We start from the raw sequence: 18,561 nt of genomic DNA, 5'->3' as shown, positions 1-18,561 counted from the left end.
ACCGGAACCCACGACTCCCTGCTCGAGGCCGGCGAGTTCGTCCGCACCATCCAGAACAGACAGAACATGCAGATTGGCTGCCCCGAGGAGATCGCCTTCCTCATGGGCTTCATCGACGTCGAGCAGCTGCGCCGCCGCGCCGCGCTGTTCAGCAAGACCGCCTACGGCGCCTATCTCGAGCGCATCGCCGACACCGGCGCATAGGCGGAGCGTCGCGGCGAGATGCGATGCATCCCGCCGCCGTCACCTCAAGGGCACTGCACGCGGTAGCGCCGGCCCCAGCGGTCGCGGGCCCAGCAGGCGCGCGGCGTCGTCTCGGCACCGATGATCGCGCCGGCCGCACCGCCCAGCACGCCGCCGACGATGGCGCCACCGGCCGAGCGCGTCGCCAGGCCGCCGATCAGGGCGCCGCTGCCGGCACCGATCGCCGCGCCGCCGAGCGCACGGTCGCTGCGCGAATATTCGCTGCAGCCGGCGAGCATCAACCCAAGAGCCGCAATGACCAGAATCGTCTTCACCAACGCATCTCCCCAATGTCGAGCACACTTGCCCCAGCGGATCTTCACGACAATTCCGGACAAGGCAAATGAAATCGGCCCGAATCGGGCCATTTCGTCCATCATGCTGAACGCGGACCACAAGATGCTTGACGGCGCACCGGCGAGAGAGTGCATCGTTGCGGGGTGAAGGAAGGCCGGACGCACCGGCCTCTCCGGGGAGGATGCGATGCTGCCGGACGAGATCGTCAAGCGATACAGGATCAAGGACGGGAGCAAGTTCCGCCTCGCCGATTTCGACCCCGCCGACACGGCCGGGCTCGACATCGACAAGACCGAAGCCAAGGAGTTCCTGGCGGCGGGGGTCAAGCGCCTGCGCCAGCTGCAGGAGCGCCTCTATGCCGAGGCGCGCTGGTCGCTGCTCGTCATCTTCCAGGCCATGGACGCGGCGGGCAAGGACAGCGCCATCGAGCATGTGATGTCCGGCGTCAATCCGCAGGGCTGCCAGGTCACCTCCTTCAAGGTGCCGGGCCCGACGGAGCTCAGGCATGATTTCCTCTGGCGCACCGCCTGCGCCCTGCCGGAGCGCGGCCGCATCGGCATCTTCAACCGCTCCTACTACGAGGAGGTGCTGGTCGTGCGCGTCCATCCCGAGCTCCTGGACAAGCAGGGCCTGCCGCCGGCCCTGGCCGGCAAGGAGATCTGGAAGGAGCGCCTCGAGAGCATCCGCGACCATGAGCGCCACCTCGTCCGCAACGGCACGCTGGTGCTGAAATTCTTCCTCAACGTCTCGCGCGACGAGCAGCGCCGGCGCTTCATCGAGCGCATCGACGCGCCGGAGAAGCGCTGGAAATTCTCGCTCGGCGACGTCGCCGAGGCCGCACATTGGGACGGCTACATGGCGGCCTACGAGGACGCGATCCGCCACACCGCCACCAAGGAAGCGCCCTGGTACGTGGTGCCGGCCGACAACAAATGGTTCACCCGCCTGGTCGTCGCCGCAGCGATCGACGACCGGCTGGAAAAGCTCGATCCGACCTTCCCCGCGGTCGCCCCGGCGATGCTCGAGCAGATGGAGCAGGTGCGAGCCCGGCTCGCCGGCGACAGCAAGGGCGGCAAGGCGAGCGCGAAGGCGGGATAGGCAGGCCGACGGCCCGGCCGGAGCCATCCCGCCGCAGGAATATGGAGAACTTTACGAAAGATTTCCTCCAAAGCTTTATGATGCGCTGAGGTTCGCCCTCCTATCGTGGACCTATTCTTCTCGACATTGGACTCGGGCACCGATGTTGCAGTTGCAGAACCTGATCCTCGAGATGATCGCGAAGGGCGAGCCGCTGCAGGCCACCACCGATCGTCTCTGCCTGGAGATCGAGCAGCGGCTGCCGGGCGTGGTCAGCTCGATCCTCGCCATCGACCGCGAAGGCTTCATCCATCCCCTCTCCGGCCCGAGCCTGCCCAGGGGTTTCTCCGCCGTCATCGAGGGCGTCGCCATCGGCCCGCAGGTCGGTTCCTGCGGCAGCGCAGCCTTCCTGCGCGCGCCGGTCGCGGTGACCGATATCGGCTCCGACCCGCGCTGGCAGGCGTTCAACGCCCTCCCCTGGGCGGCCGGGCTGAGGGCGTGCTGGTCCTGCCCGATCTGCGACGGCCAGGCCCGGGTGATCGCGACCTTCGCCTTCTACTATCGCGAACATCGCGGCCCCACGCCCGTGGAGCTCGAGGCGGTACAGACCTGCACGCATCTGTGCACCATCGCCCTCGAACGTCACGGCCGCGTGCTGGAGCGCGAGCGCCGGGCCTATGTCGACGCGCTCACCGAGTTGCCGAACCGGGCCAGCTTCGACCTGACGCTGGCGCGCCTTCCGACGGCCGAGTACGGCTGCTGGGCGCTGCTCCTGCTCGATATCGACGACTTCAAGGTCGTCAACGACACGTTCGGCCACCAGATCGGCGACGTCCTGCTGGAGACCGTGGCGCGCCGTATCGCCGAGGCCGTGGCGCCGCACACCGCCTTCCGGCTGGGTGGCGACGAGTTCGCCATCGTCGTCGAGGGCGAGGACGTCGCCCAACAGGTCGGCCGGATCGCCGCCGATGCGCTCGCCGCCCTGGCAGCGCCGGTCGAAGGCGAGGATCATGTGCTGATGCCGAGCGCCTCCATCGGCGTGGCGGTCCATCAGCCCGGCGACCGTGACGCCGAGGCCGTGCAGCGCAACGCCGACTTCGCTCTCTATCATGCCAAGGCCACCGACCGCGGCGGCGTCGTCCTGCACGCGCCGCGCCTCGGCAGCGCCATGATGCATCGTGCCGGAGCCGTCCGCGACCTCGCGGAGGCACTGGCGGAGGGCCGGATCGACGCCTATTACCAGCCCGTGGTGCGGCTCGACAGCCGCGAGATCGTCGGCGTGGAGGCCCTGTGCCGACTGATCACCGAGACCGGGCAGCTGGTGCCGGCGGCGGCGTTCCAGGACGCGATGGCCGATGCCCGCATCGCCTCCAAGCTGACCCGCCGCATGATGGAGATCGTGGCTGCGGACGTGCGCCATTGGCTCGACATGGGCCTCCCGTTCCAGCAAGCCTTCGTCAACGTGGCCTCGCCCGACGTCCACGGCGGCTTGCTGGGCCGGCAGATCGCCGAGTGCTTCGGCGCCGCGAAGGTGCCGCTGCACCATGTCGTCATCGAGGTGACCGAGACGGTCTACATGCGTCAGGGCGATCTCGCGGTCCCGCGCGTCATCCGCGAGCTGCGCGCCGACGGGCTGCTCGTCGCCCTGGATGATTTCGGCACGGGCTTCGCCTCGCTCACCCATCTTCTGACCGTGCCTGTCGACATGATCAAGATCGACAAGTCCTTCATCGCCCAGCTCGGCCCCGCCGGGCCGAGCTCGGTGATCGTCGAAGGGCTCGTCGGCATCGCCCGCAAGCTCGGCACCCGCGTCGTCGCGGAGGGCGTCGAGACCGATGGGCAGCTGGCGCTGCTGCGCAATTTCGGCTGCGCTCTCGGCCAGGGCTATCTGTTCTCCGAGCCGGTCGATCGTCACGCCGCCACACGGTTGTTCGAGCGGCGGGTGCTGCCCTTGCGCGGGAGGCCCGTGCCGCCCGGCCACGGGCCGCGCGTCGCCGCCGGAGCCGGCCTGCCCGCCTGACCGGGCGTTTGGCCGGGATCGCGACTACGGCGGCGATACATCGGACCGATGGAACATCCCCGGCGCGGGCGCATTCATCCGCGACATGGGGAACAGCAGGCATGCTGCCGTTACAGGAACCCACGCCGGCACCGAGATCGATCCTGGTCGTGGAGGACGACCTCATCCAGCGTCTGGTGATTGCGGAGGAATTGCGCGGCGCCGGCTTCATCGTGATCGAGGCCATGACCGTGCAGCAGGCCCTGGACTGGATCGACGGCGGCGGCCTGCCCGATCTCGTCTTCTCCGACGTGCAGCTGCCCGGCGGCAAGAGCGGGGTCGATCTCGCCGCGACGCTGCGCGACACCGCGCCCGCCCTGCCCGTCATCCTCACCTCCGGCGGCGGCCCCCCGCAGGAGAGCGGCTGTCCCCATTTCGTGCCCAAGCCCTACGAGATCGAAGCCGTGGTCGCCGTCATCCGGCACATGCTCGGCCTACCCGGCAGAGGGCTCGCATGAGCCGGCCCTGCGTGCTGATCGTCGATGGCGACATCCTCGTCCGCCATCCGCTGGCCGAATATCTGCGCGCGTGCGGCTACCGGGTGCTGGAGGCCGCCAGCACCGCCGAGGCCCGCCTCCTGTTCGAGGACGGCCGGGCGCCGGCCGTCGACGTCGTGCTGGCGGATGTCGGCACGCCCGAGGACGGCGGCTTCGCCCTGGCGGCCTGGATCCGCGCCCGGGGCCCGGGAACCCAGGTGGTCCTGGCCGGATCGCCCGACGCAGCAGCGGACAAGGCGCGCGACATCTGCGACGAGGGCCCCGCCCTCGCCAAGCCCTACGATCACCGGCTCGTGCTCGACCGCATCAAGCGCCTGCTCGCCGCCCGGGACAGGAGCTGACCGGGATCGTCTCCGTCAACCCAGCATATCCGGCCGCCGCACCGCGTCGATGAAGGCGCGCAGCGCCGGCGCCATCTGGCGCTGACGGGGATAGCACAGGAACAGGCCGGGAAAGGGGGCCGACCAGCGTTCGAGCAGCGGCACCAGGCGGCCGGCGGCGATGTCCTCGCGCACCGTGTCCTCCACCACGAAGCCGATGCCGATGCCCTGCAGGGCCGCCCTGTGCGCCATCTCCTTGTCGCTGACGATCAGCGGGCCGCCGACCGTCACCTCGAACCAGGCGCCGTCCTCGAAGAACTCCCAGGCATAGGGCGTCGACCGCCCGGGCCAGCGCCAGCGCACGCAGGCGTGATGCACGAGGTCGCGCGGATGCGCGGGGCGGCCATGGACGGTGAGATAGGCCGGCGAGGCCACCGCGATCTGGCGCAGCTCCGGCCCGAGCCGCACCGCGACCATGTCGCGCTCGATCACCTCGCCGATGCGGATGGCGGCGTCGTAGCCGGCGGCGACGAGGTCGGTCACCGTGTCGTCGACCGTGATGTCGAGCACCACGTCGGGATAGGCGGCGGCGAAGCGCGGCAGGATCGGCTCGACATGGGCCTGCGCCGCCGAACGGAAGGCGTGGATGCGCACGGTGCCGGCCGGGCGTTCGCGGGTGCGCCGCACCTGGCCGATGGCCTCGCCCAGCTCCGACACCGCCGGCCGCACGCGCTCGAACAGGGTTTCGCCGGCCTCGGTCAGGGCGACGCTGCGCGTCGTGCGGTTGAGCAGGCGCACCCCGACCCGGTCCTCGAAGCCGCGCACCATCTGGCTGAGGGCCGAGGGCGACACCCCGAGCGCCTCCGCCGCCCGGCTGAAGCTCAGGAGCTCGCCCACCGCGACGAAAGCCCGGAGCTGGTTGTAGTCGCTGCCGGACAGAAGCTGGTCCATGGCTTCCCTCAAGCATTTTTTAGCCACGCTTACAAGCGCTGTGAGAAATGCCGGCATTCTGCAGAGCGGGCGCTGGGCCTATCTCCGGGGCGAAGGAGACTGCCAATGACCACATGGTTCATCACAGGTGTTTCGCGAGGCCTCGGCCTGGCCCTGGCCAAGGCGGCCCTGGCCCAGGGCGACCAGGTGTTCGGCACGGTGCGCGGCGAGGTGCCGGCGCCCCTGCGCGGCGCCGCGCGGTTCGAGGCGATCGAGCTCGACCTCGCCGACCCCGCCGCGGCCGGCGCCGCGGTCGAGCGGGTCTTCGCCGCGGCCGGGCGCCTCGACGTGATCGTCAACAATGCCGGCTACGGCCTGCTGGGCGCGATCGAGCAGGCGACCGACGCCGAGGTGGCGCGGCTGTTCGAGGTCGACGTGTTCGGCCCGTTCCACATCATCCGCGCCGCCCTGCCGCATCTCCGAGCCCAGGGCTCCGGCCATATCGTCAACATCACCTCGATCGCCGGCCGCGCGCCCGGCATCGGCTCCGGCCTCTACTCCGCGGCCAAGCACGCGCTCGAAGGCCTGTCGGCGGGCCTCGCCCAGGAGATCGCCCCGCTCGGCATCAAGGTGACGGCCGTGGCGCCCGGCGCCTTCCGCACCGACTTCCTCTCCGACCATTCGATCCGGCACAGCGCCGCGGACCAGGCCTATGCCGCCAGCGTCGGACGCAGCAAGGCGGCCTTCGACGCCATGGCCGGACGCCAGCTCGGCGATCCCGACAGGGCGGCCGAGGCCATCCTGGCGCTGGTGCGCGCCGAGGATCCGCCGCTGCACCTGCTGCTCGGCTCGGACGCCCTGCGCCGGGCACGCGACAAGCTCGACGCCGTCATCGGCGAGATCGGGCGCTGGGAGGCTCTGACCCGCAGCACCGACTTCGCCGAAGCCGGCGCGCCGGCCGGCCGCTGAGCCAAGGTCCCGGCGCTGACGCGCGCCGGGGTCTTTCCGGAGACCGACTCAGCCCTGGATGAAGCCGAGCAGGTCCGGGTTGATCACATCGGGATGCGTGGTGCACATGCCGTGCGGCAGGCCGGGATAGACCTTGAGCGTGCCGTTGCGCAGCAGCTTGATCCCGAGCAGGGCGGAGTCGGCGATCGGCACGATCTGGTCGTCGTCGCCGTGCATGATCAGCACCGGCACGTCGATCGCCTTCAGATCCTCGGTGAAATCGGTTTCCGAGAAGGCCTTGATGCAGTCGTAATGGGCCTTCGTGCCGCCCTCCATGCCCTGGCGCCACCAGTTGCGGATGACGCCCTGCGACGGGCTCGCTCCGGGCCGGTTGAAGCCGTAGAAGGGGCCGCTCGCCACGTCGAGGTAGAACTGGGCGCGGTTGGCGGCGAGCGCCGTGCGGAAGCCGTCGAACACCTCCAGCGGCAGGCCGCCCGGATTCGTCTCCGACTTGAGCATGACCGGCGGCACCGCGCCGATCAGCACCGCCTTGGCCACCCGCCCCCCGCCGTGGCGGGCGACATAGTGCGCCACCTCGCCGCCGCCGGTGGAATGGCCGATATGCACCGCGTTCCGCAGATCGAGCGCCGCGGCGAGCTCGGCCACGTCGGCGGCATAGGTGTCCATCTCGTTGCCGGTGTCGGTCTGGCTGGAGCGGCCATGGCCGCGCCGGTCATGCGCGATCACCCGGTAGCCCTTGTGCAGGAAGAACAGCATCTGGGTGTCCCAGTCGTCGGCGCTCAGCGGCCAGCCATGATGGAACACCAGCGGCTGCGCCTCGCGCGAGCCCCAGTCCTTGTAGAAGATCTCCGTCCCGTCCTTCGTCGTGATCGTGGCCATGTCCTGTCTCCGATACGGGGTTCGGCAGGCGGTCGCGTAACGTGCGGCAGCCCATAGGCCGGGCGGACCGGCGCGACGCCGCTCCAGGGCCCGGAGACTGACCTTGTGGCAGTGAGCCGGCTGAGCACAAGGCCCTTGCGGCGCCGGCGCTCGGCGCGAACCGTCGAGGAAACCCGCGGCATCGGGGCTCGACCCGACCGAGGCCACGTCTGCTATGATGGAGCCTGGTGCCCGATCCGAGGCGGCCGTGCCTTCCGGAACGGATCGGCGCCCGGTCGGAGGGCTGTCACGGGCATCCGGCCGATAGTCCCGCAGGCGGATCGGGCGACACAGCCGCGGAGGCATTCGATGTCGAGCAGCAATGCGAAGGAAACGCCGGACACCGACCAGACCGGCCGGACGGCCGGCGCGGGCGGCTCCGGCACGGCCGGATCCCGCCCCGAGGCGGAGAAGACTAAGGCGCACGAGGACGCCCTTCTCGACGAGGCGCTCAAGGAAAGCTTCCCCGCCAGCGACCCGATCACGCCGCAGGACTTCGAGCGCTGAGGGCGCCCGTCTGCGCACCGACTAAGGGGCGGGGAGCGGCCCGGCCCGCGGCAGCTACGGCGCCGCGGCCCCTCGCACCCCCGCGAGCACGGCGCCGATATCCGCCGTGGCCGGATCGAGCAGCGCCTCGGCCAGGGCGTCCGCCGCGCCCGGACCGAGCCGATGCCCGAGGTTGGCCCGGAACTTGGCGCGCAGCGCCGCGGCGTCCAGCGGACGCTCGGCGGTGCCGGCGGGATGAAGCAGGCGTGGCCCCCGGAGCTCGGTGCCCCGGGCCGTGACATCGGTCTGCCCCGCCGGCCGGCGCTTGCCGCTGCTCATCTCGGCGTCGATCTGCGGGTCGACCACCACCCGCACCCGGCGCGCCAGGGCCAGCAGCGCCGCATCCGCGAGGGCCTCGTCGGCATACCATTGCAGCGCCGGCCGCTCGCCTTGCGCCAGGACGGCGAGCGCGAACGGCAGGCTGAACTCGGCGTCGACCATGCCCTGCGGCGCGGCATCCATGAAGTCGCGAGCCATGCCGGCGAAGGAATGCACCGTGATCGCCTCGATCTCGGCCGGCGCGAGGCCGTGCCCGTCGCGCACGGCGCAGAAGGATTCCAGCGCCGTGTGCATCCAGCGGCAGGTCGGGAACGGCTTGAAGCTGGCATGGCGGGCCAGCCAGTCCGTGCCGAGACCGGCGGTGAGCAGCTCGGCATCGAAGCGGTCCGAGCCCAGCATGCGCCAGAGGCCGTGCTCGCCGTCGAGCACGTTGCGCGCGCCGACGAGCCCCGCCTGGTGCAGCAGCACGCCGCGCACGCCCGCCTCCGCCGCGGGGGCGTTGAAATCCTTGAACGAGACCAGCGGCCGGCTCTGCCAATTGTACTTGCGCAGGCTCGGCACCGGCGCGAGCGTGCCGGCAAGGCCGAAGGCGTTTTCCAGGCCGCCGGCATCGAGCCCGGCGAGGCGGCCATAGGCGACGGCCGCGCCGATCGCCTGGTGCTGGCACACGCCGTAGACCTCGCGGAAGCGTTCGTAGCTGGGCTGCATCGACAGGATGACGCGCGCGTTGATCTCGTAGGCCGCCGCCAGCGCCGCGATCAGGCTGCGCCCGTCCACCGGCCGCTGCCACACCGCGCTCAGCGCCGCCGCGACCAGGCTCGCCCCGGGATGGCCCATGCCGCGGCCGTCGACCTCGAAGCCGTCGTCATGGTCGAGCGCGTTCATCGCAGCGCTGGTGAGGAAGGCCGCCCCGGCCGGGCCGAACGCGGCCGGCGTGCCCGGCACCCGGCACGGGCCGGCCGCGAGCTCGCCGCCGGCAAAGCCGATGAGGTTGCGGGTGAGGCCCGTCTCGGCGCCGGCGATGCCGCAGCCCACCGTATCGAGAAGGTGCAGGGCGATCTTGGCGGCAAGGTCGGGCGGCACGTCCTCGAAGGCGAGTCCGGCGGCGAAGGCCGCGAGGGTGCCGGTCCCCGTCATCTCAGAACCGGAAGGCGGTGAAGCGCGCCAGGAACTGCTGCGTGCGCTCCTCGCGCGGCGCCTTGAGCACGATGTCGGGCGGCCCGTCCTCGAGGATGTGCCCGTCGTGCAGGAACAGGACGCGGGTGGCGAAGTGATAGGCAAAGCCGAGCTCGTGGGTGACCAGCAGCATGGTGCGCCCCTCCGCGGAGAGGCCGCGGATCACCTCCAGCACCTCGCCGACCAGCTCCGGATCGAGCGAGGAGGTCGGCTCGTCGAACAGGAGGATCTCCGGATCCATGGCCAGAGCCCGGGCGATGGCGACGCGCTGCTGCTGGCCGCCCGACAGGTTCGCGGGATAGGCGCCGGCCTTGTCGGCCAGGCCGACCCGGGCGAGGTGGCGCTCGGCGAGCGCCTGGGCCTCGGCCCGCGGCCTGTCGAGCACGAAGCGCGGCCCTTCCATGACGTTCTCCAGCACCGAGCGGTGCGGGAACAGGTGGAACTGCTGGAACACCATGCCGACGCGCATGCGCAGCCGATTGAGCTCGGTTTCGCCGTAGCGCACCGCGCCGTCGCGGCCCGGCCGGCCCACGGCCTTGCCGTCGAGCAGGATCTCGCCGCGGCTCGGCGTCTCCAGGAGGTTGAGGCAGCGCAGCAGCGTGCTCTTGCCCGAGCCGCTGGAGCCGAGGATGGCGATGCGCTCGCCGGCCTTCACGTCGAGGCCGATGCCCTTGAGCACCTCGGTCTCGCCGAAGCGCTTGTGCAGGTCCCGGGCCTGGAGGACGAAGGACATGTCAGGCCCCCTTTGCGGCCAGCCGCCGCTCCAGCGCATAGGCTGCCAGCGTGCCGGGATAGATCAGGACGAAATAGATCACCGCCACGACCGTGAAGGTCTCGAGCGGCAGGTAATATTCCGAGCTCAGCATGCGCGCCTGGTAGAGCAGCTCGTTGACCGTGACGATCGAGGCGACGGAGGTGTTCTTGGCGAGCTCGACGCCGCGGTTGGTGAAGGCGGGCAGCATGCGCCGCACCGCCTGCGGCAGGATCACGCGCCGCATCAGCCGGGGCGCGGCCATGCCGAGCGCGCGGCCGGCCTCCCACTGCCCGCGCGGGATCGAGCGGATGCCGCCGCGATAGATCTCGGCGCAATAGGCCGTGGCGTTGAGGCTGAGCGCCAGGGCGGCGGCGGCGAAGGCCGGCAGCTGGATGCCGGTGAGGACGGGCAGGGCGTAGTAGAACCAGATCAGCTGGATCAAGACCGGCGTGTTGCGGAACGCCTCGACCAGGGCGCGCGCCGGCCAGGCGATCCAGCGGCGGGCGGAGAGGCGAGCCAGCCCGAGGCCGAGGCCCGCCGTCAGGCCGGCGCCGAAGGCGATGGCCCAGAGCGCCACCGTCAGCCAGACGCCGCGCAAGAGAAGGTCGGTATGGACGAGGATCTCGCCGAACTGCAGCTGCTCCATGGCCTAGCCGCCCCGGCGCTTCATGCGCGCGTCGAGCCATTCGGCGAGCTGGCTGAGGCTGAACAGCAGCAGGAAGAAGATCACTGCCACCGCCGTGTAGACCTCCAGCGGCCGATAGGTCTGGGTGGTCACCACCATGGCGTTGTAGACCAGGTCTTGGAAGGTCAGGGCCGCGGCGAGCGTGGTGGTCTTGATCAGCTCGAAGGAGCGGTCGACGAAGGGCGCCACCATGCGCCGGAGCGCCTGCGGCAGGATCACCCGGCGCATCAGCCGGGCCCGGCCCATGCCGAGCGCCCGGCCCGCCTCCCACTGGCCGCGCTCCACCGAGACGATGCCGGCGCGGTAGACCTCGGCGAAGAAGGCGGCCGACTGGATGCCGAGGGCCGAGAGCGCCGCGACGAAGGGGCTGAGCGTCAGGCCCAGCACCATGGGCAGGCCGTAGAAGAACCAGAACAGGTGCACCAGCGGCGGAGTGTTGCGATAGAACTCGACGAAGGCGAGCGCCGGCCAGGCCAGCACGCGCCGGCCGGACAGGCGCATCAGCGCCACGACGAGCCCGAGCGCCAGGCCGACGGCAATGCCGGCGGCCGAGAGCAGCACCGTGTTGACGAGCCCGGCCGCGAAAGCGTCGGCGTTGCGCGTGACCGCCGAGAAGTCCCAGTGGTAGGCCACCTCAGCACCGTCCGGTCATGGCCCGCCGCACCGGCGCCTCAGCCCCGGGTCCAGGTCGCCGGCACCAGGCCGGGCGCCTTGGTGGGGTCGATGCCGCGGAAAGCAAGGAACTCCTCGTAGATCCGCTGGGTCTCGCCGGTCTCGTAGAGATAGCCGATGGCATGGCCGACCCAGTCGCGCCAGGACTTGTCGGCCTCGCGCCGCACGCCGGCGCTGGAGGCGGAGGCGCGCACCGGGGTCGGCACGAGCACCGTGCCGCGCCTGAGCCGCTTGGCCATCATCACCAGGGCGGGATGGAACAGCGACAGGGCGTCGACCCGGCCGGACGCGAAGGCGGCGCCCGCCTCGTCGGCATTGGGGAAGCGCTGGATCTCAGCCTGCGGCAGGCGCACGGTGATGTCGCGGTCGGGCGAGGTGCCGAGCACCACGCCGATCTTCACGTCCGGCTTGTTCAGCGCCTGCCAGGTCGCGGCGTCGAGCCCGTCCTTGGCCAGCACCGCCTGGGCGTAGAAGAACATCGGCTGCACCGGGAACTCCGCCGCGAGCGCGCGCTGCGGCGTGGCGTCCATGGCGAACATCACGTCGAACTGCCCGGCCTGCAGGCCGGCGATCGCCGTGCCCCAGGAGGTCTCGACCGGCACGGGCTGGACGTTCAGCTCGCGCGCCAGGGCGACGCCGACGCCCCAGCCGATGCCTTTCCACTCGCCCGAGGCCTGGTCCTTGAAGAACCACGGCTCGCCCTGAGCGACGCCGATCTTGAGCGAGCCGCTGCTGCGTACGGCGTCCAGGGTCGAGGAAGCGGAGTCCTCGGCGGCGGCGCGGCCGGCGCCGGCGGCGATCAGACCGAAGCCGCCGAGGGCTCCGGCCACCAGAAGGCCACGGCGGGCAGGCTGGACGTCGGTCATGGGATCTCCGGAGGTGGGGGATGGATGCGGCCCGAAAAATTCACAGGCCATTTTAGGAGATCCCTACCATTGCCGGCCAGCCCTGCACAATATGGAAAAGCGCGCAGAGGAAGCGTGGGATGCTGACGACCGGGCAAGCGTGCTGCGCTGCAACATAGCGTGGTCCGCGAGGCCCGGCCATAGAGGCAGGCGATGACCGTCAGCTTTTTCAGTGTGGACGAAAGACACCTGCGATCGACGGCTCTGACATCGGCATCCAGAACACCTCACCCATCATATGGCCTGCAAAGCCTTCTGGACCGCCTTGGGCGCCCGCTCGATCACCAGGAGATAGGCTCTCGTCGGCCCTTCGGGTTGACGCGACCCTTGTTCCCAATGGCGTAGCGTATTGACGCTGAACCCGAACCGGCCTGCGAATTCTTCCTGCGTCATAGACAGGCGTGTCCGGATCGCCTTCACGTCGATCCTCTCCGGCACATGGATGCGATAGGCGCTCTCGTCCGCCTTGCCCTCGGCGTAGGCCACCGCTTCCTTAAGGGCGCGCCCGATGCTGTCGGCAACCTTGCTCAAGGTGTTCTCCTCTTGAATGCCTCGACCAGCAGCGTCGCAAGCTGCCGGAACTCGTTGCGATTCTGCTGGCTCAAATCGGCCTGCTCGTTCTTGGCGAAGGCCGTCAACGCGAAGAGCGGCATTCCGGCGTCGTGGTGGAAGTAGATCACCCGTGCCCCGCCGCGCTTGCCCCGACCTTCCAATCCCATCGCAGCTTCCGCACGCCACCCGTTCCGGGGATGAGGTCGCCCGCCGTCGGATTGTAGGCGAGATAATCCACCAGAAGCGCCCGCTCCTCATCGCTCATGAGCTTGCGGGTTGCCGACAGAAATTCCGGCGTTTCCACGACGCTGATCGGAACCGTTCGAGCCATGGCAGATACTAATCCAACGGATTAGCTTCCACAACTGGAAAAGTGATCCAACGGGCTAGGCACGGCATCGCTGATCTCCCGTCGGCGCGGAGCATTCGCTCACTCTCGGCGCGCGCCGTGCCGGAGCCACGCCTTCGCGGCCAAGCCCCTGTCAGCCCGAGGCTCAGCAGGCCCCGCCCGCCAGGCTCTGCGGCCCGGTCAGGGTGCAGCCACAGTCGAACACGTCCCAGTGCAGCGAATGCGGCACCCAGGACGGGCGCCGGCCGCAGGCCTTCACCGGCGGGGCGCAGGCCGGGCAGACGAAGGCGCCGAAGCTGTTGAGCACGATCTCACCCCGCGCGTCCGCCGGATCCACGATCGCGGCGAAGCCGCCGGAGCGGTAGAGCAGCACGGTGAGATGCCCGCGCCCGCCCGCGCCGGTCCAGCCATAGACGGCACGGGGCGCTTCGCCCTGCTCCACCGCTTCGAGCCGGCCAGGCCCGCCGGCCGCGGCCTCGAGGCCGGCGAGGTCGGCCACCGCGCGCAGGCGGGACGCCCAGGCCGTGGTGATGGCGACCGCCGCGGTGCCGCTGCCGAAACTGCGCGGCGGCCAGGGCTCCGTGCCGTCCGCCATCGCGGGGAGCACGGTGCCCGCCAGCAGGGCTGCGATCAGGCAAAGGAGGGGAACGGTCCTGGCCATCACGGCCTCCGCGCGGATACGGCGCCAAGCCTATCACACCGAGCTCAGGAGGATGCTGGTCTCGCTGTTGAGGATGCCGTCGATGGTGCGCACCTCGCGCAGCACCCGGTCGAAATCGCCGAGGCTGGAGGCTCGGATCTCGGCCACCAGGTCCCAGGTGCCGTTTGTGGTGTGCAGCGCGTGGAGCTCCGGCAGGCCGCGCAGCTGGCGGATCACCGCCGTGGTCGAGCGCCCCATGACCTCGATCATCATCACCGCCCGGATGGCGTTGGCGTCGGCGTCCTGACGCGAGCGGATGGTGAAGCCGAGAACGGCCCCGGACTCGAGCAGGCGGTCGAGCCGCGCCTGCACCGTGGCCCGCGTCACGCCGAGGATGGCCGCGAGCTTGGAGACCGGCGCCCGGCCGTCCTCGCGCAGGGCGCCGATCAGCCGGTGGTCGAGGTCGTCGAAGATGTGCATGAGATCTGCGCATTCACAGTGAGCAATCTGAACGAATCATCGCACAAAATTGCTCATCTTTGCAATTTATGCTGCAGATTGCTCCATCCTAGAGTCCGACACAGAGAACAGCGGAGATCGCGTCATGGTTCGCTATGTCGGTGTCGGCAACATGGTCCGGCTGATCGGCGCGGTCGGCATCGAGCCCTATCTCACCGGCCTCGCCGGCTATATCGAAGAGGATTTCCGGCGCTGGGCCGCCTTCGAGAAGGCGCCGCGCGTCGCCAGCCATTCCAGCGACGGCGTCATCGAGCTGATGCCGACCAGCGACGGCGCGCTCTACGGCTTCAAATATGTCAACGGCCATCCCCGCAACACGCGGGCCGGCCTGCAGACCGTCACCGCCTTCGGGGTGCTCGCCGATGTTGGCACCGGCTATCCCCGCCTGCTGGCCGAGATGACCATCGCCACGGCCCTGCGCACGGCCGCGACCTCGGCGCTCGCCGCCCGCTACCTCGCCCGCCGGGATGCCGCCGTCATGGCAATCATCGGGCTCGGCTCGCAATCGGAGTTCCAGGCGCTCGCCTTCAAGGCCCTGCTGGGCATCCGCCGCCTGCGCGTCCACGACATCGATCCCGCCGCCACGGCCAAGTTCCTCGCCAACCTCGCCCCGCACGGCTTCGACATTGCGGTGGCGCCGAGCGCCGGCGAGGCGGTGCTGGGCGCCGACATCGTCACCACGGTCACCGCCGACAAGCAGAAGGCGACCATCCTTTCCGACAACATGGTGGGAGCCGGGCTGCACATCAACGCGGTCGGCGGCGACTGCCCCGGCAAGACCGAGCTCGCCCGCGACATCCTCGCGCGGGCCGACGTCTTCGTCGAGCTGCCGGAGCAGACGCGCATCGAGGGCGAGATCCAGCAGATGCCGGCCGACTTCCCGGTGACCGAGCTTTGGCGGGTGATCGCCGGCGAGGCGCCCGGCCGGCGTGCGCCCGACCAGATCACCCTGTTCGATTCCGTCGGCTTCGCCACCGAGGATTTTTCGGCCCTGCGCTATCTCGACGACCGGATCGAGGGCACCGACTTCTACGAGGAGATCGATCTCCTGACCGAGCCGCAGGACCCGCGCGACCTCTTCGGCCTGCTGGCCCCCGCGACGCCACGCACCCGCACGGCGGCCGGAGCCCGCTGACATGCACAAGCCTTCGGTCCAGGCGCCGCGCGCCGTGGTGATGATCCGCCCGCACCATTTCCACCCCAACCCGGCGACCGCGGCGGACAACGCCTTCCAGGCCCGCGAGGCGCCCGAGGGAGCCCCGGTCGCCGCCGCGGCCCATGCCGAGGTCACGCGAGCGGCCGAGCGGCTGGAGGCGGCCGGCATCGCCGTGCACCTCTTCGAGGACGAGGGCTGCGACACACCCGATTCCGTCTTCCCCAACAACTGGTTCTCCACCCATGCCGGCGGGCATGTGGCGATCTACCCGATGTTCTCGCCGAGCCGGCGCCGGGAGCGGCGCCAGGACGTGGTGGAGATGCTGAAGCAGCGCTACCGCGTCCAGGACGTGATCGACTATTCCGGGCTCGAGCAGGACGGCGTATTCCTCGAAGGCACCGGCGCCATGGTGCTCGACCATGTCGAGCGCGTCGCCTATGCCGCGCGCTCCAACCGCACCAACGAGGTGGCGCTGGAACGCTTCTGCACCCATTTCAACTTCGAGCCGATGGTGTTCGACGCGGTCGACGCGGCGGGCCGGCCGATCTACCACACCAATGTGCTGATGTGCGTCGGCACCGAGTTCAGCCTGATCGGCCTCGGCGCCATCCCGGACGCCGCCCGCCGGGCCGAGGTCGCAGCGCGCCTCGCCGAGGGCGGACGCGCGGTGATCGACCTCTCCCATGATGAGATCGCCGCCTTCGCCGGCAACGCCATCGAGCTGCAGGGTCGCGAGGGCCGGGTGCTGGCGCTCTCGGCGCGCGCGCTGGCCGCGCTCGGGCCGGCGCAGCGGACGAGGCTGGAGCGCTTCGCCGTGCTGCTGCCGCTCGAGGTGCCGACCATCGAGCTCGCCGGCGGCTCGGTGCGCTGCATGCTCGCCGGCATCCACCTCGCGCCGCGCCCGGGCGCCGCAGCGACCTGAGGCACGGGCGGCGGCGCGGCTCTGGACAGGCACGGCCGGCAGGGCCAGAACAGGCGATCGCCCGCCGGGCTGCCGCCTGGGAATACCGAACCCGTGCTCCGCAACCTGCCCCTCGCCACGCTGCGCACCTTCGAGGCCGCCGCCCGCCACCAGAGCCTGGCCAAGGCCGCCTTCGAGCTCAGCCTGACCGACAGCGCGGTGAGCCACCAGCTGCGCCGGCTGGAGGAGGCGCTCGGCGTCGCCCTGTTCGAGAAGGCGGGACGCGGCGTGGTCCTCACCGATGCCGGACGCGTCTTCGCCCGCTCGGTCGGCACCGCCCTGCGCGACATCGCCCGCACCGCCCACAGCCTCGCCGATGCCGGCGAGGTCGGCGGCCGGCTCACCATCGCCTGTCCGCCGATGTTTGCCGGCAAATGGCTCGCCAAGAACCTCGCCGGGTTCTGCACCGACCACCCCGGCATCGAATGCCATATCCGCCTTTTCGACAACGAGCGCGTGGCCGAGGCGGCGGATGCCGATCTCGGCATCCTGTTCGGCACCGGCTCCTGGCCGGGCAAATGGTCGGCGCTCCTGGAGATGGTCGCGATCGCGCCCGCCTGCAGCCCGTTGCTGTTCCAGCGGGCCGGGCGCACCCTGACCCGGCCTTCCGACCTCACCGACGTGATCCTGCTGCACCAGGACGACGGCACCGAGTGGCGGCGCTGGCTCGCCGCGGAGGGCGAGCACGTCTTCGAGCGCTATCGCCGCCACCTCTATTGCAGCGACCTCGGCATCGCCATCGACCTCGCCGCCGAGGGCGTCGGCATGGTGCTGGTCAGCGACACGCTCGCAGCTTCCTATATCGGCGAAGGCACGCTGCTGCGTCCCTTCGCGGCCACCATCCAGGCGACCGGCGGCTGGTACGTCCTGTGCGACGGCTACCGGCTCGAGCGCTCCGCCGTCCGGCTGTTCCTGCACTGGCTGCTCGGCCGCTTCGGCCAGATGCTGAGCCTGACGCCCACGGCTCAGGCCGGCGAGGACGGCCTGCTCGACAGCCCGTAGAGCAGGCTGAGGATCAGCGAGGCGCCGGTCGAGCCGGTGATGTTGCGCGGGTCGAAGGGCGGCGAGATCTCCACGAGGTCGGCGCCGACGAGCTTGCCGCTCGCGCCGATGCGACGCATCGCATATTGCACGTCGTGGAGATCGAGGCCGAACGGGTTCGGCGCCGCGGTGCCGGGCGCCACGGCATGGCTCAGCACGTCGATGTCGACGGAGAGGTAGATCGCGTCCGTCCCCTCCCCGGCCACGCGCAGGGCTTCTTCGACCACGTCGGCGATGCCGCGCTCGCGCACCGCCAGGCCCGGGATGACCGTGACGCCCATCTCGGCGGCATAGTCGTCGAGCTGCGGCGAGTTGGTGAACTCGGCCATGCCGACCTGGACGAGGTTGCGCCCGCCGAGCAGCGTGCCCGGCATCTCCAGCGTCTTGCGGAACGGCACGCCGCTCGACTCGGCGCCGAGATGCGCCTTGCGCAGGTCGTGATGCGCGTCGAGATGGATGACGCCGAGCCGCTTGCCCGGCCCCAGCGCCTCGATCACCCCGCGCAGGTTGGGGAAGGCGATGGAATGGTCGCCGCCCAGCATCACGGGCACGATGCCGCGCGCGACCAGGGTGCGCACCGTGTCGCTGATGCGACGGAACGTCGTCTCCATGTCGGTGAGCACGACAGGCACGTCGCCGATGTCGGCGGCGCGGAAATTCGTCATGGCGCGCCGGTCGCGGCTGGAATAGGTGGTGAAGTACATCAGGCCCTGGCGCACCGCATCCGGGCCGTGGCGCGAGCCGCTGCGCACCACCGAGGCGCCGTCATAGGGCACGCCGACGATGGCGCAGTCGAGGTCGAGGCTGCCGTCCCAGGCGAGCCAGGCGCCGGCGCGGTGCTCGGCGACGTCGCCCTTCATGGTGTTGACGACGAGGCCCGGGGGCAGAAGGTCGAGGTCGGTCACGGCTGGCTCCTGGTTGTCGGATGTCGCCCGGGATAGGTGAGGCGGTCCGTCATGGCGGAAAGCGCAGTGCGCTTGTCTGCGGAACTCTCTTAGCCACGGTGCGGCGGACCC

23 protein-coding genes and 1 pseudogene are annotated in these 18,561 nt (G+C 70.4%); 10 read left to right on the top strand and 14 right to left on the bottom strand.

Features of this window, described 5'->3' with window-relative positions; genetic code table 11:
• Positions 1 to 204: pseudogene (locus QO011_RS38290) on the top strand (glucose-1-phosphate thymidylyltransferase RfbA); the annotation flags it as partial.
• Positions 205 to 248: 44 nt separating this feature from the next.
• Here QO011_RS38290 and QO011_RS38285 read toward each other — a convergent pair.
• Positions 249 to 704, bottom strand: a complete 456-nt coding sequence (locus QO011_RS38285; RefSeq protein ID WP_307284595.1) for a YMGG-like glycine zipper-containing protein — start codon at positions 702 to 704, stop codon at positions 249 to 251.
• 22 nt (positions 705 to 726) lie between these two features.
• On the opposite strand from QO011_RS38285, the gene QO011_RS38280 reads away from it, so the two are divergent.
• From QO011_RS38280 to QO011_RS38265, 4 genes are all read left to right on the top strand, one after another.
• Entirely contained in the window at positions 727 to 1,638 is a 912-nt protein-coding gene (locus QO011_RS38280) for a polyphosphate kinase 2 family protein (RefSeq protein WP_370882071.1), read from the top strand.
• A gap of 142 nt (positions 1,639 to 1,780) precedes the next feature.
• Entirely contained in the window at positions 1,781 to 3,637 is a 1,857-nt protein-coding gene (locus QO011_RS38275) for a putative bifunctional diguanylate cyclase/phosphodiesterase (protein WP_307284593.1), read from the top strand.
• A 101-nt stretch (positions 3,638 to 3,738) separates the two neighbouring features.
• Complete coding sequence (locus tag QO011_RS38270) at positions 3,739 to 4,134, top strand: response regulator (protein WP_307284591.1); 396 nt, start codon at positions 3,739 to 3,741, stop codon at positions 4,132 to 4,134.
• Complete coding sequence (locus QO011_RS38265; RefSeq protein ID WP_307284589.1) at positions 4,131 to 4,514, top strand: response regulator transcription factor; 384 nt, start codon at positions 4,131 to 4,133, stop codon at positions 4,512 to 4,514. Before QO011_RS38270 ends, QO011_RS38265 begins: the two co-directional genes overlap by 4 nt.
• Positions 4,515 to 4,529: 15 nt before the next feature.
• On the opposite strand, the gene QO011_RS38260 is transcribed toward QO011_RS38265, so the two are convergent.
• Positions 4,530 to 5,444, bottom strand: coding sequence for a LysR family transcriptional regulator (locus tag QO011_RS38260; protein ID WP_307284585.1), 915 nt, complete (start codon positions 5,442 to 5,444; stop codon positions 4,530 to 4,532).
• A 105-nt stretch (positions 5,445 to 5,549) separates the two neighbouring features.
• Between QO011_RS38260 and QO011_RS38255 the strand changes: the two genes are divergently transcribed.
• Positions 5,550 to 6,392, top strand: coding sequence for an SDR family NAD(P)-dependent oxidoreductase (locus QO011_RS38255; RefSeq protein WP_307284582.1), 843 nt, complete (start codon positions 5,550 to 5,552; stop codon positions 6,390 to 6,392).
• A gap of 48 nt (positions 6,393 to 6,440) precedes the next feature.
• Here QO011_RS38255 and QO011_RS38250 read toward each other — a convergent pair whose 3' ends face one another.
• A complete protein-coding gene (locus QO011_RS38250; RefSeq protein WP_307284577.1) occupies positions 6,441 to 7,271 on the bottom strand; it encodes an alpha/beta fold hydrolase in 831 nt (276 codons plus the stop codon).
• Between the two features lie 348 nt (positions 7,272 to 7,619).
• On the opposite strand from QO011_RS38250, the gene QO011_RS38245 reads away from it, so the two are divergent.
• Positions 7,620 to 7,817 carry a hypothetical protein gene (locus tag QO011_RS38245; protein ID WP_307284575.1) on the top strand — a complete coding sequence of 66 codons (198 nt, stop codon included), beginning with the start codon at positions 7,620 to 7,622 and terminating at the stop codon, positions 7,815 to 7,817.
• 54 nt (positions 7,818 to 7,871) lie between these two features.
• Here the strand turns inward: QO011_RS38245 and QO011_RS38240 are convergent, their stop codons facing one another.
• The 10 genes from QO011_RS38240 to QO011_RS38195 all read right to left on the bottom strand — a co-directional run bounded on the left by QO011_RS38240 (position 7,872) and on the right by QO011_RS38195 (position 14,348).
• Positions 7,872 to 9,272 carry an MmgE/PrpD family protein gene (locus tag QO011_RS38240; protein ID WP_307284571.1) on the bottom strand — a complete coding sequence of 467 codons (1,401 nt, stop codon included), beginning with the start codon at positions 9,270 to 9,272 and terminating at the stop codon, positions 7,872 to 7,874.
• Between the two features lies 1 nt (position 9,273).
• Positions 9,274 to 10,044, bottom strand: coding sequence for an amino acid ABC transporter ATP-binding protein (locus QO011_RS38235; RefSeq protein ID WP_307284569.1), 771 nt, complete (start codon positions 10,042 to 10,044; stop codon positions 9,274 to 9,276).
• Between the two features lies 1 nt (position 10,045).
• Positions 10,046 to 10,711, bottom strand: a complete 666-nt coding sequence (locus tag QO011_RS38230; protein ID WP_307284566.1) for an amino acid ABC transporter permease — start codon at positions 10,709 to 10,711, stop codon at positions 10,046 to 10,048.
• 3 nt (positions 10,712 to 10,714) lie between these two features.
• Positions 10,715 to 11,383: an amino acid ABC transporter permease gene (locus QO011_RS38225; RefSeq protein WP_307284563.1), complete on the bottom strand. Its 669-nt coding sequence runs from the start codon at positions 11,381 to 11,383 to the stop codon at positions 10,715 to 10,717.
• A 38-nt stretch (positions 11,384 to 11,421) separates the two neighbouring features.
• On the bottom strand, positions 11,422 to 12,288 hold the full coding sequence (locus QO011_RS38220) for a transporter substrate-binding domain-containing protein (RefSeq protein WP_307284560.1): 867 nt from the start codon (positions 12,286 to 12,288) through the stop codon (positions 11,422 to 11,424).
• Positions 12,289 to 12,561: 273 nt separating this feature from the next.
• Positions 12,562 to 12,858, bottom strand: a complete 297-nt coding sequence (locus tag QO011_RS38215) for a helix-turn-helix domain-containing protein (protein WP_307284558.1) — start codon at positions 12,856 to 12,858, stop codon at positions 12,562 to 12,564.
• Positions 12,855 to 13,007: a hypothetical protein gene (locus QO011_RS38210; protein WP_307284556.1), complete on the bottom strand. Its 153-nt coding sequence runs from the start codon at positions 13,005 to 13,007 to the stop codon at positions 12,855 to 12,857. The genes QO011_RS38215 and QO011_RS38210 overlap by 4 nt, the downstream gene beginning before the upstream one ends.
• Complete coding sequence (locus QO011_RS38205; RefSeq protein ID WP_307284553.1) at positions 13,004 to 13,210, bottom strand: addiction module toxin RelE; 207 nt, start codon at positions 13,208 to 13,210, stop codon at positions 13,004 to 13,006. The genes QO011_RS38210 and QO011_RS38205 overlap by 4 nt, the downstream gene beginning before the upstream one ends.
• 163 nt (positions 13,211 to 13,373) lie before the next feature.
• Positions 13,374 to 13,889: a hypothetical protein gene (locus QO011_RS38200; protein ID WP_307284550.1), complete on the bottom strand. Its 516-nt coding sequence runs from the start codon at positions 13,887 to 13,889 to the stop codon at positions 13,374 to 13,376.
• Positions 13,890 to 13,922: 33 nt separating this feature from the next.
• Entirely contained in the window at positions 13,923 to 14,348 is a 426-nt protein-coding gene (locus tag QO011_RS38195) for an Lrp/AsnC family transcriptional regulator (protein ID WP_307284547.1), read from the bottom strand.
• Between the two features lie 124 nt (positions 14,349 to 14,472).
• On the opposite strand from QO011_RS38195, the gene ocd reads away from it, so the two are divergent.
• The 3 genes from ocd (at position 14,473) to QO011_RS38180 (ending at position 17,506) form a co-directional block, all read left to right on the top strand.
• On the top strand, positions 14,473 to 15,522 hold the full coding sequence (gene ocd / locus QO011_RS38190) for an ornithine cyclodeaminase (RefSeq protein WP_307284545.1): 1,050 nt from the start codon (positions 14,473 to 14,475) through the stop codon (positions 15,520 to 15,522).
• Position 15,523: 1 nt separating this feature from the next.
• Complete coding sequence (gene ctlX, locus QO011_RS38185) at positions 15,524 to 16,465, top strand: citrulline utilization hydrolase CtlX (RefSeq protein WP_307284543.1); 942 nt, start codon at positions 15,524 to 15,526, stop codon at positions 16,463 to 16,465.
• 93 nt (positions 16,466 to 16,558) lie between these two features.
• A complete protein-coding gene (locus QO011_RS38180; RefSeq protein WP_307284541.1) occupies positions 16,559 to 17,506 on the top strand; it encodes a LysR substrate-binding domain-containing protein in 948 nt (315 codons plus the stop codon).
• On the opposite strand, the gene QO011_RS38175 is transcribed toward QO011_RS38180, so the two are convergent.
• Complete coding sequence (locus QO011_RS38175) at positions 17,470 to 18,450, bottom strand: agmatinase family protein (protein WP_307284539.1); 981 nt, start codon at positions 18,448 to 18,450, stop codon at positions 17,470 to 17,472. The two genes, QO011_RS38180 and QO011_RS38175, sit on opposite strands and share 37 nt — an antisense overlap.
• Positions 18,451 to 18,561: the final 111 nt, after the last annotated feature.

Origin of the sequence: Labrys wisconsinensis (assembly GCF_030814995.1) — a bacterium.
GTDB lineage: Bacteria > Pseudomonadota > Alphaproteobacteria > Rhizobiales > Labraceae > Labrys > Labrys wisconsinensis.
The sequence above is the reverse complement of the archived record's forward strand: the minus strand, read 5'-3'. Positions and strand labels throughout refer to the sequence as shown.

Coding starts and splice junctions, on each gene's coding strand:
- QO011_RS38280 (WP_370882071.1), top strand. CDS start 727: ATGCTGCCGGACGAGATCGTCAAGCGATACAGGATCAAGGACGGGAGC.
- QO011_RS38275 (WP_307284593.1), top strand. CDS start 1,781: ATGTTGCAGTTGCAGAACCTGATCCTCGAGATGATCGCGAAGGGCGAG.
- QO011_RS38270 (WP_307284591.1), top strand. CDS start 3,739: ATGCTGCCGTTACAGGAACCCACGCCGGCACCGAGATCGATCCTGGTC.
- QO011_RS38265 (WP_307284589.1), top strand. CDS start 4,131: ATGAGCCGGCCCTGCGTGCTGATCGTCGATGGCGACATCCTCGTCCGC.
- QO011_RS38260 (WP_307284585.1), bottom strand. CDS start 5,444: ATGGACCAGCTTCTGTCCGGCAGCGACTACAACCAGCTCCGGGCTTTC.
- QO011_RS38255 (WP_307284582.1), top strand. CDS start 5,550: ATGACCACATGGTTCATCACAGGTGTTTCGCGAGGCCTCGGCCTGGCC.
- QO011_RS38250 (WP_307284577.1), bottom strand. CDS start 7,271: ATGGCCACGATCACGACGAAGGACGGGACGGAGATCTTCTACAAGGAC.
- QO011_RS38245 (WP_307284575.1), top strand. CDS start 7,620: ATGTCGAGCAGCAATGCGAAGGAAACGCCGGACACCGACCAGACCGGC.
- QO011_RS38240 (WP_307284571.1), bottom strand. CDS start 9,272: ATGACGGGGACCGGCACCCTCGCGGCCTTCGCCGCCGGACTCGCCTTC.
- QO011_RS38235 (WP_307284569.1), bottom strand. CDS start 10,044: ATGTCCTTCGTCCTCCAGGCCCGGGACCTGCACAAGCGCTTCGGCGAG.
- QO011_RS38230 (WP_307284566.1), bottom strand. CDS start 10,711: ATGGAGCAGCTGCAGTTCGGCGAGATCCTCGTCCATACCGACCTTCTC.
- QO011_RS38220 (WP_307284560.1), bottom strand. CDS start 12,288: ATGACCGACGTCCAGCCTGCCCGCCGTGGCCTTCTGGTGGCCGGAGCC.
- QO011_RS38205 (WP_307284553.1), bottom strand. CDS start 13,210: ATGGCTCGAACGGTTCCGATCAGCGTCGTGGAAACGCCGGAATTTCTG.
- QO011_RS38200 (WP_307284550.1), bottom strand. CDS start 13,889: ATGGCCAGGACCGTTCCCCTCCTTTGCCTGATCGCAGCCCTGCTGGCG.
- QO011_RS38195 (WP_307284547.1), bottom strand. CDS start 14,348: ATGCACATCTTCGACGACCTCGACCACCGGCTGATCGGCGCCCTGCGC.
- ocd (WP_307284545.1), top strand. CDS start 14,473: ATGGTTCGCTATGTCGGTGTCGGCAACATGGTCCGGCTGATCGGCGCG.
- ctlX (WP_307284543.1), top strand. CDS start 15,524: ATGCACAAGCCTTCGGTCCAGGCGCCGCGCGCCGTGGTGATGATCCGC.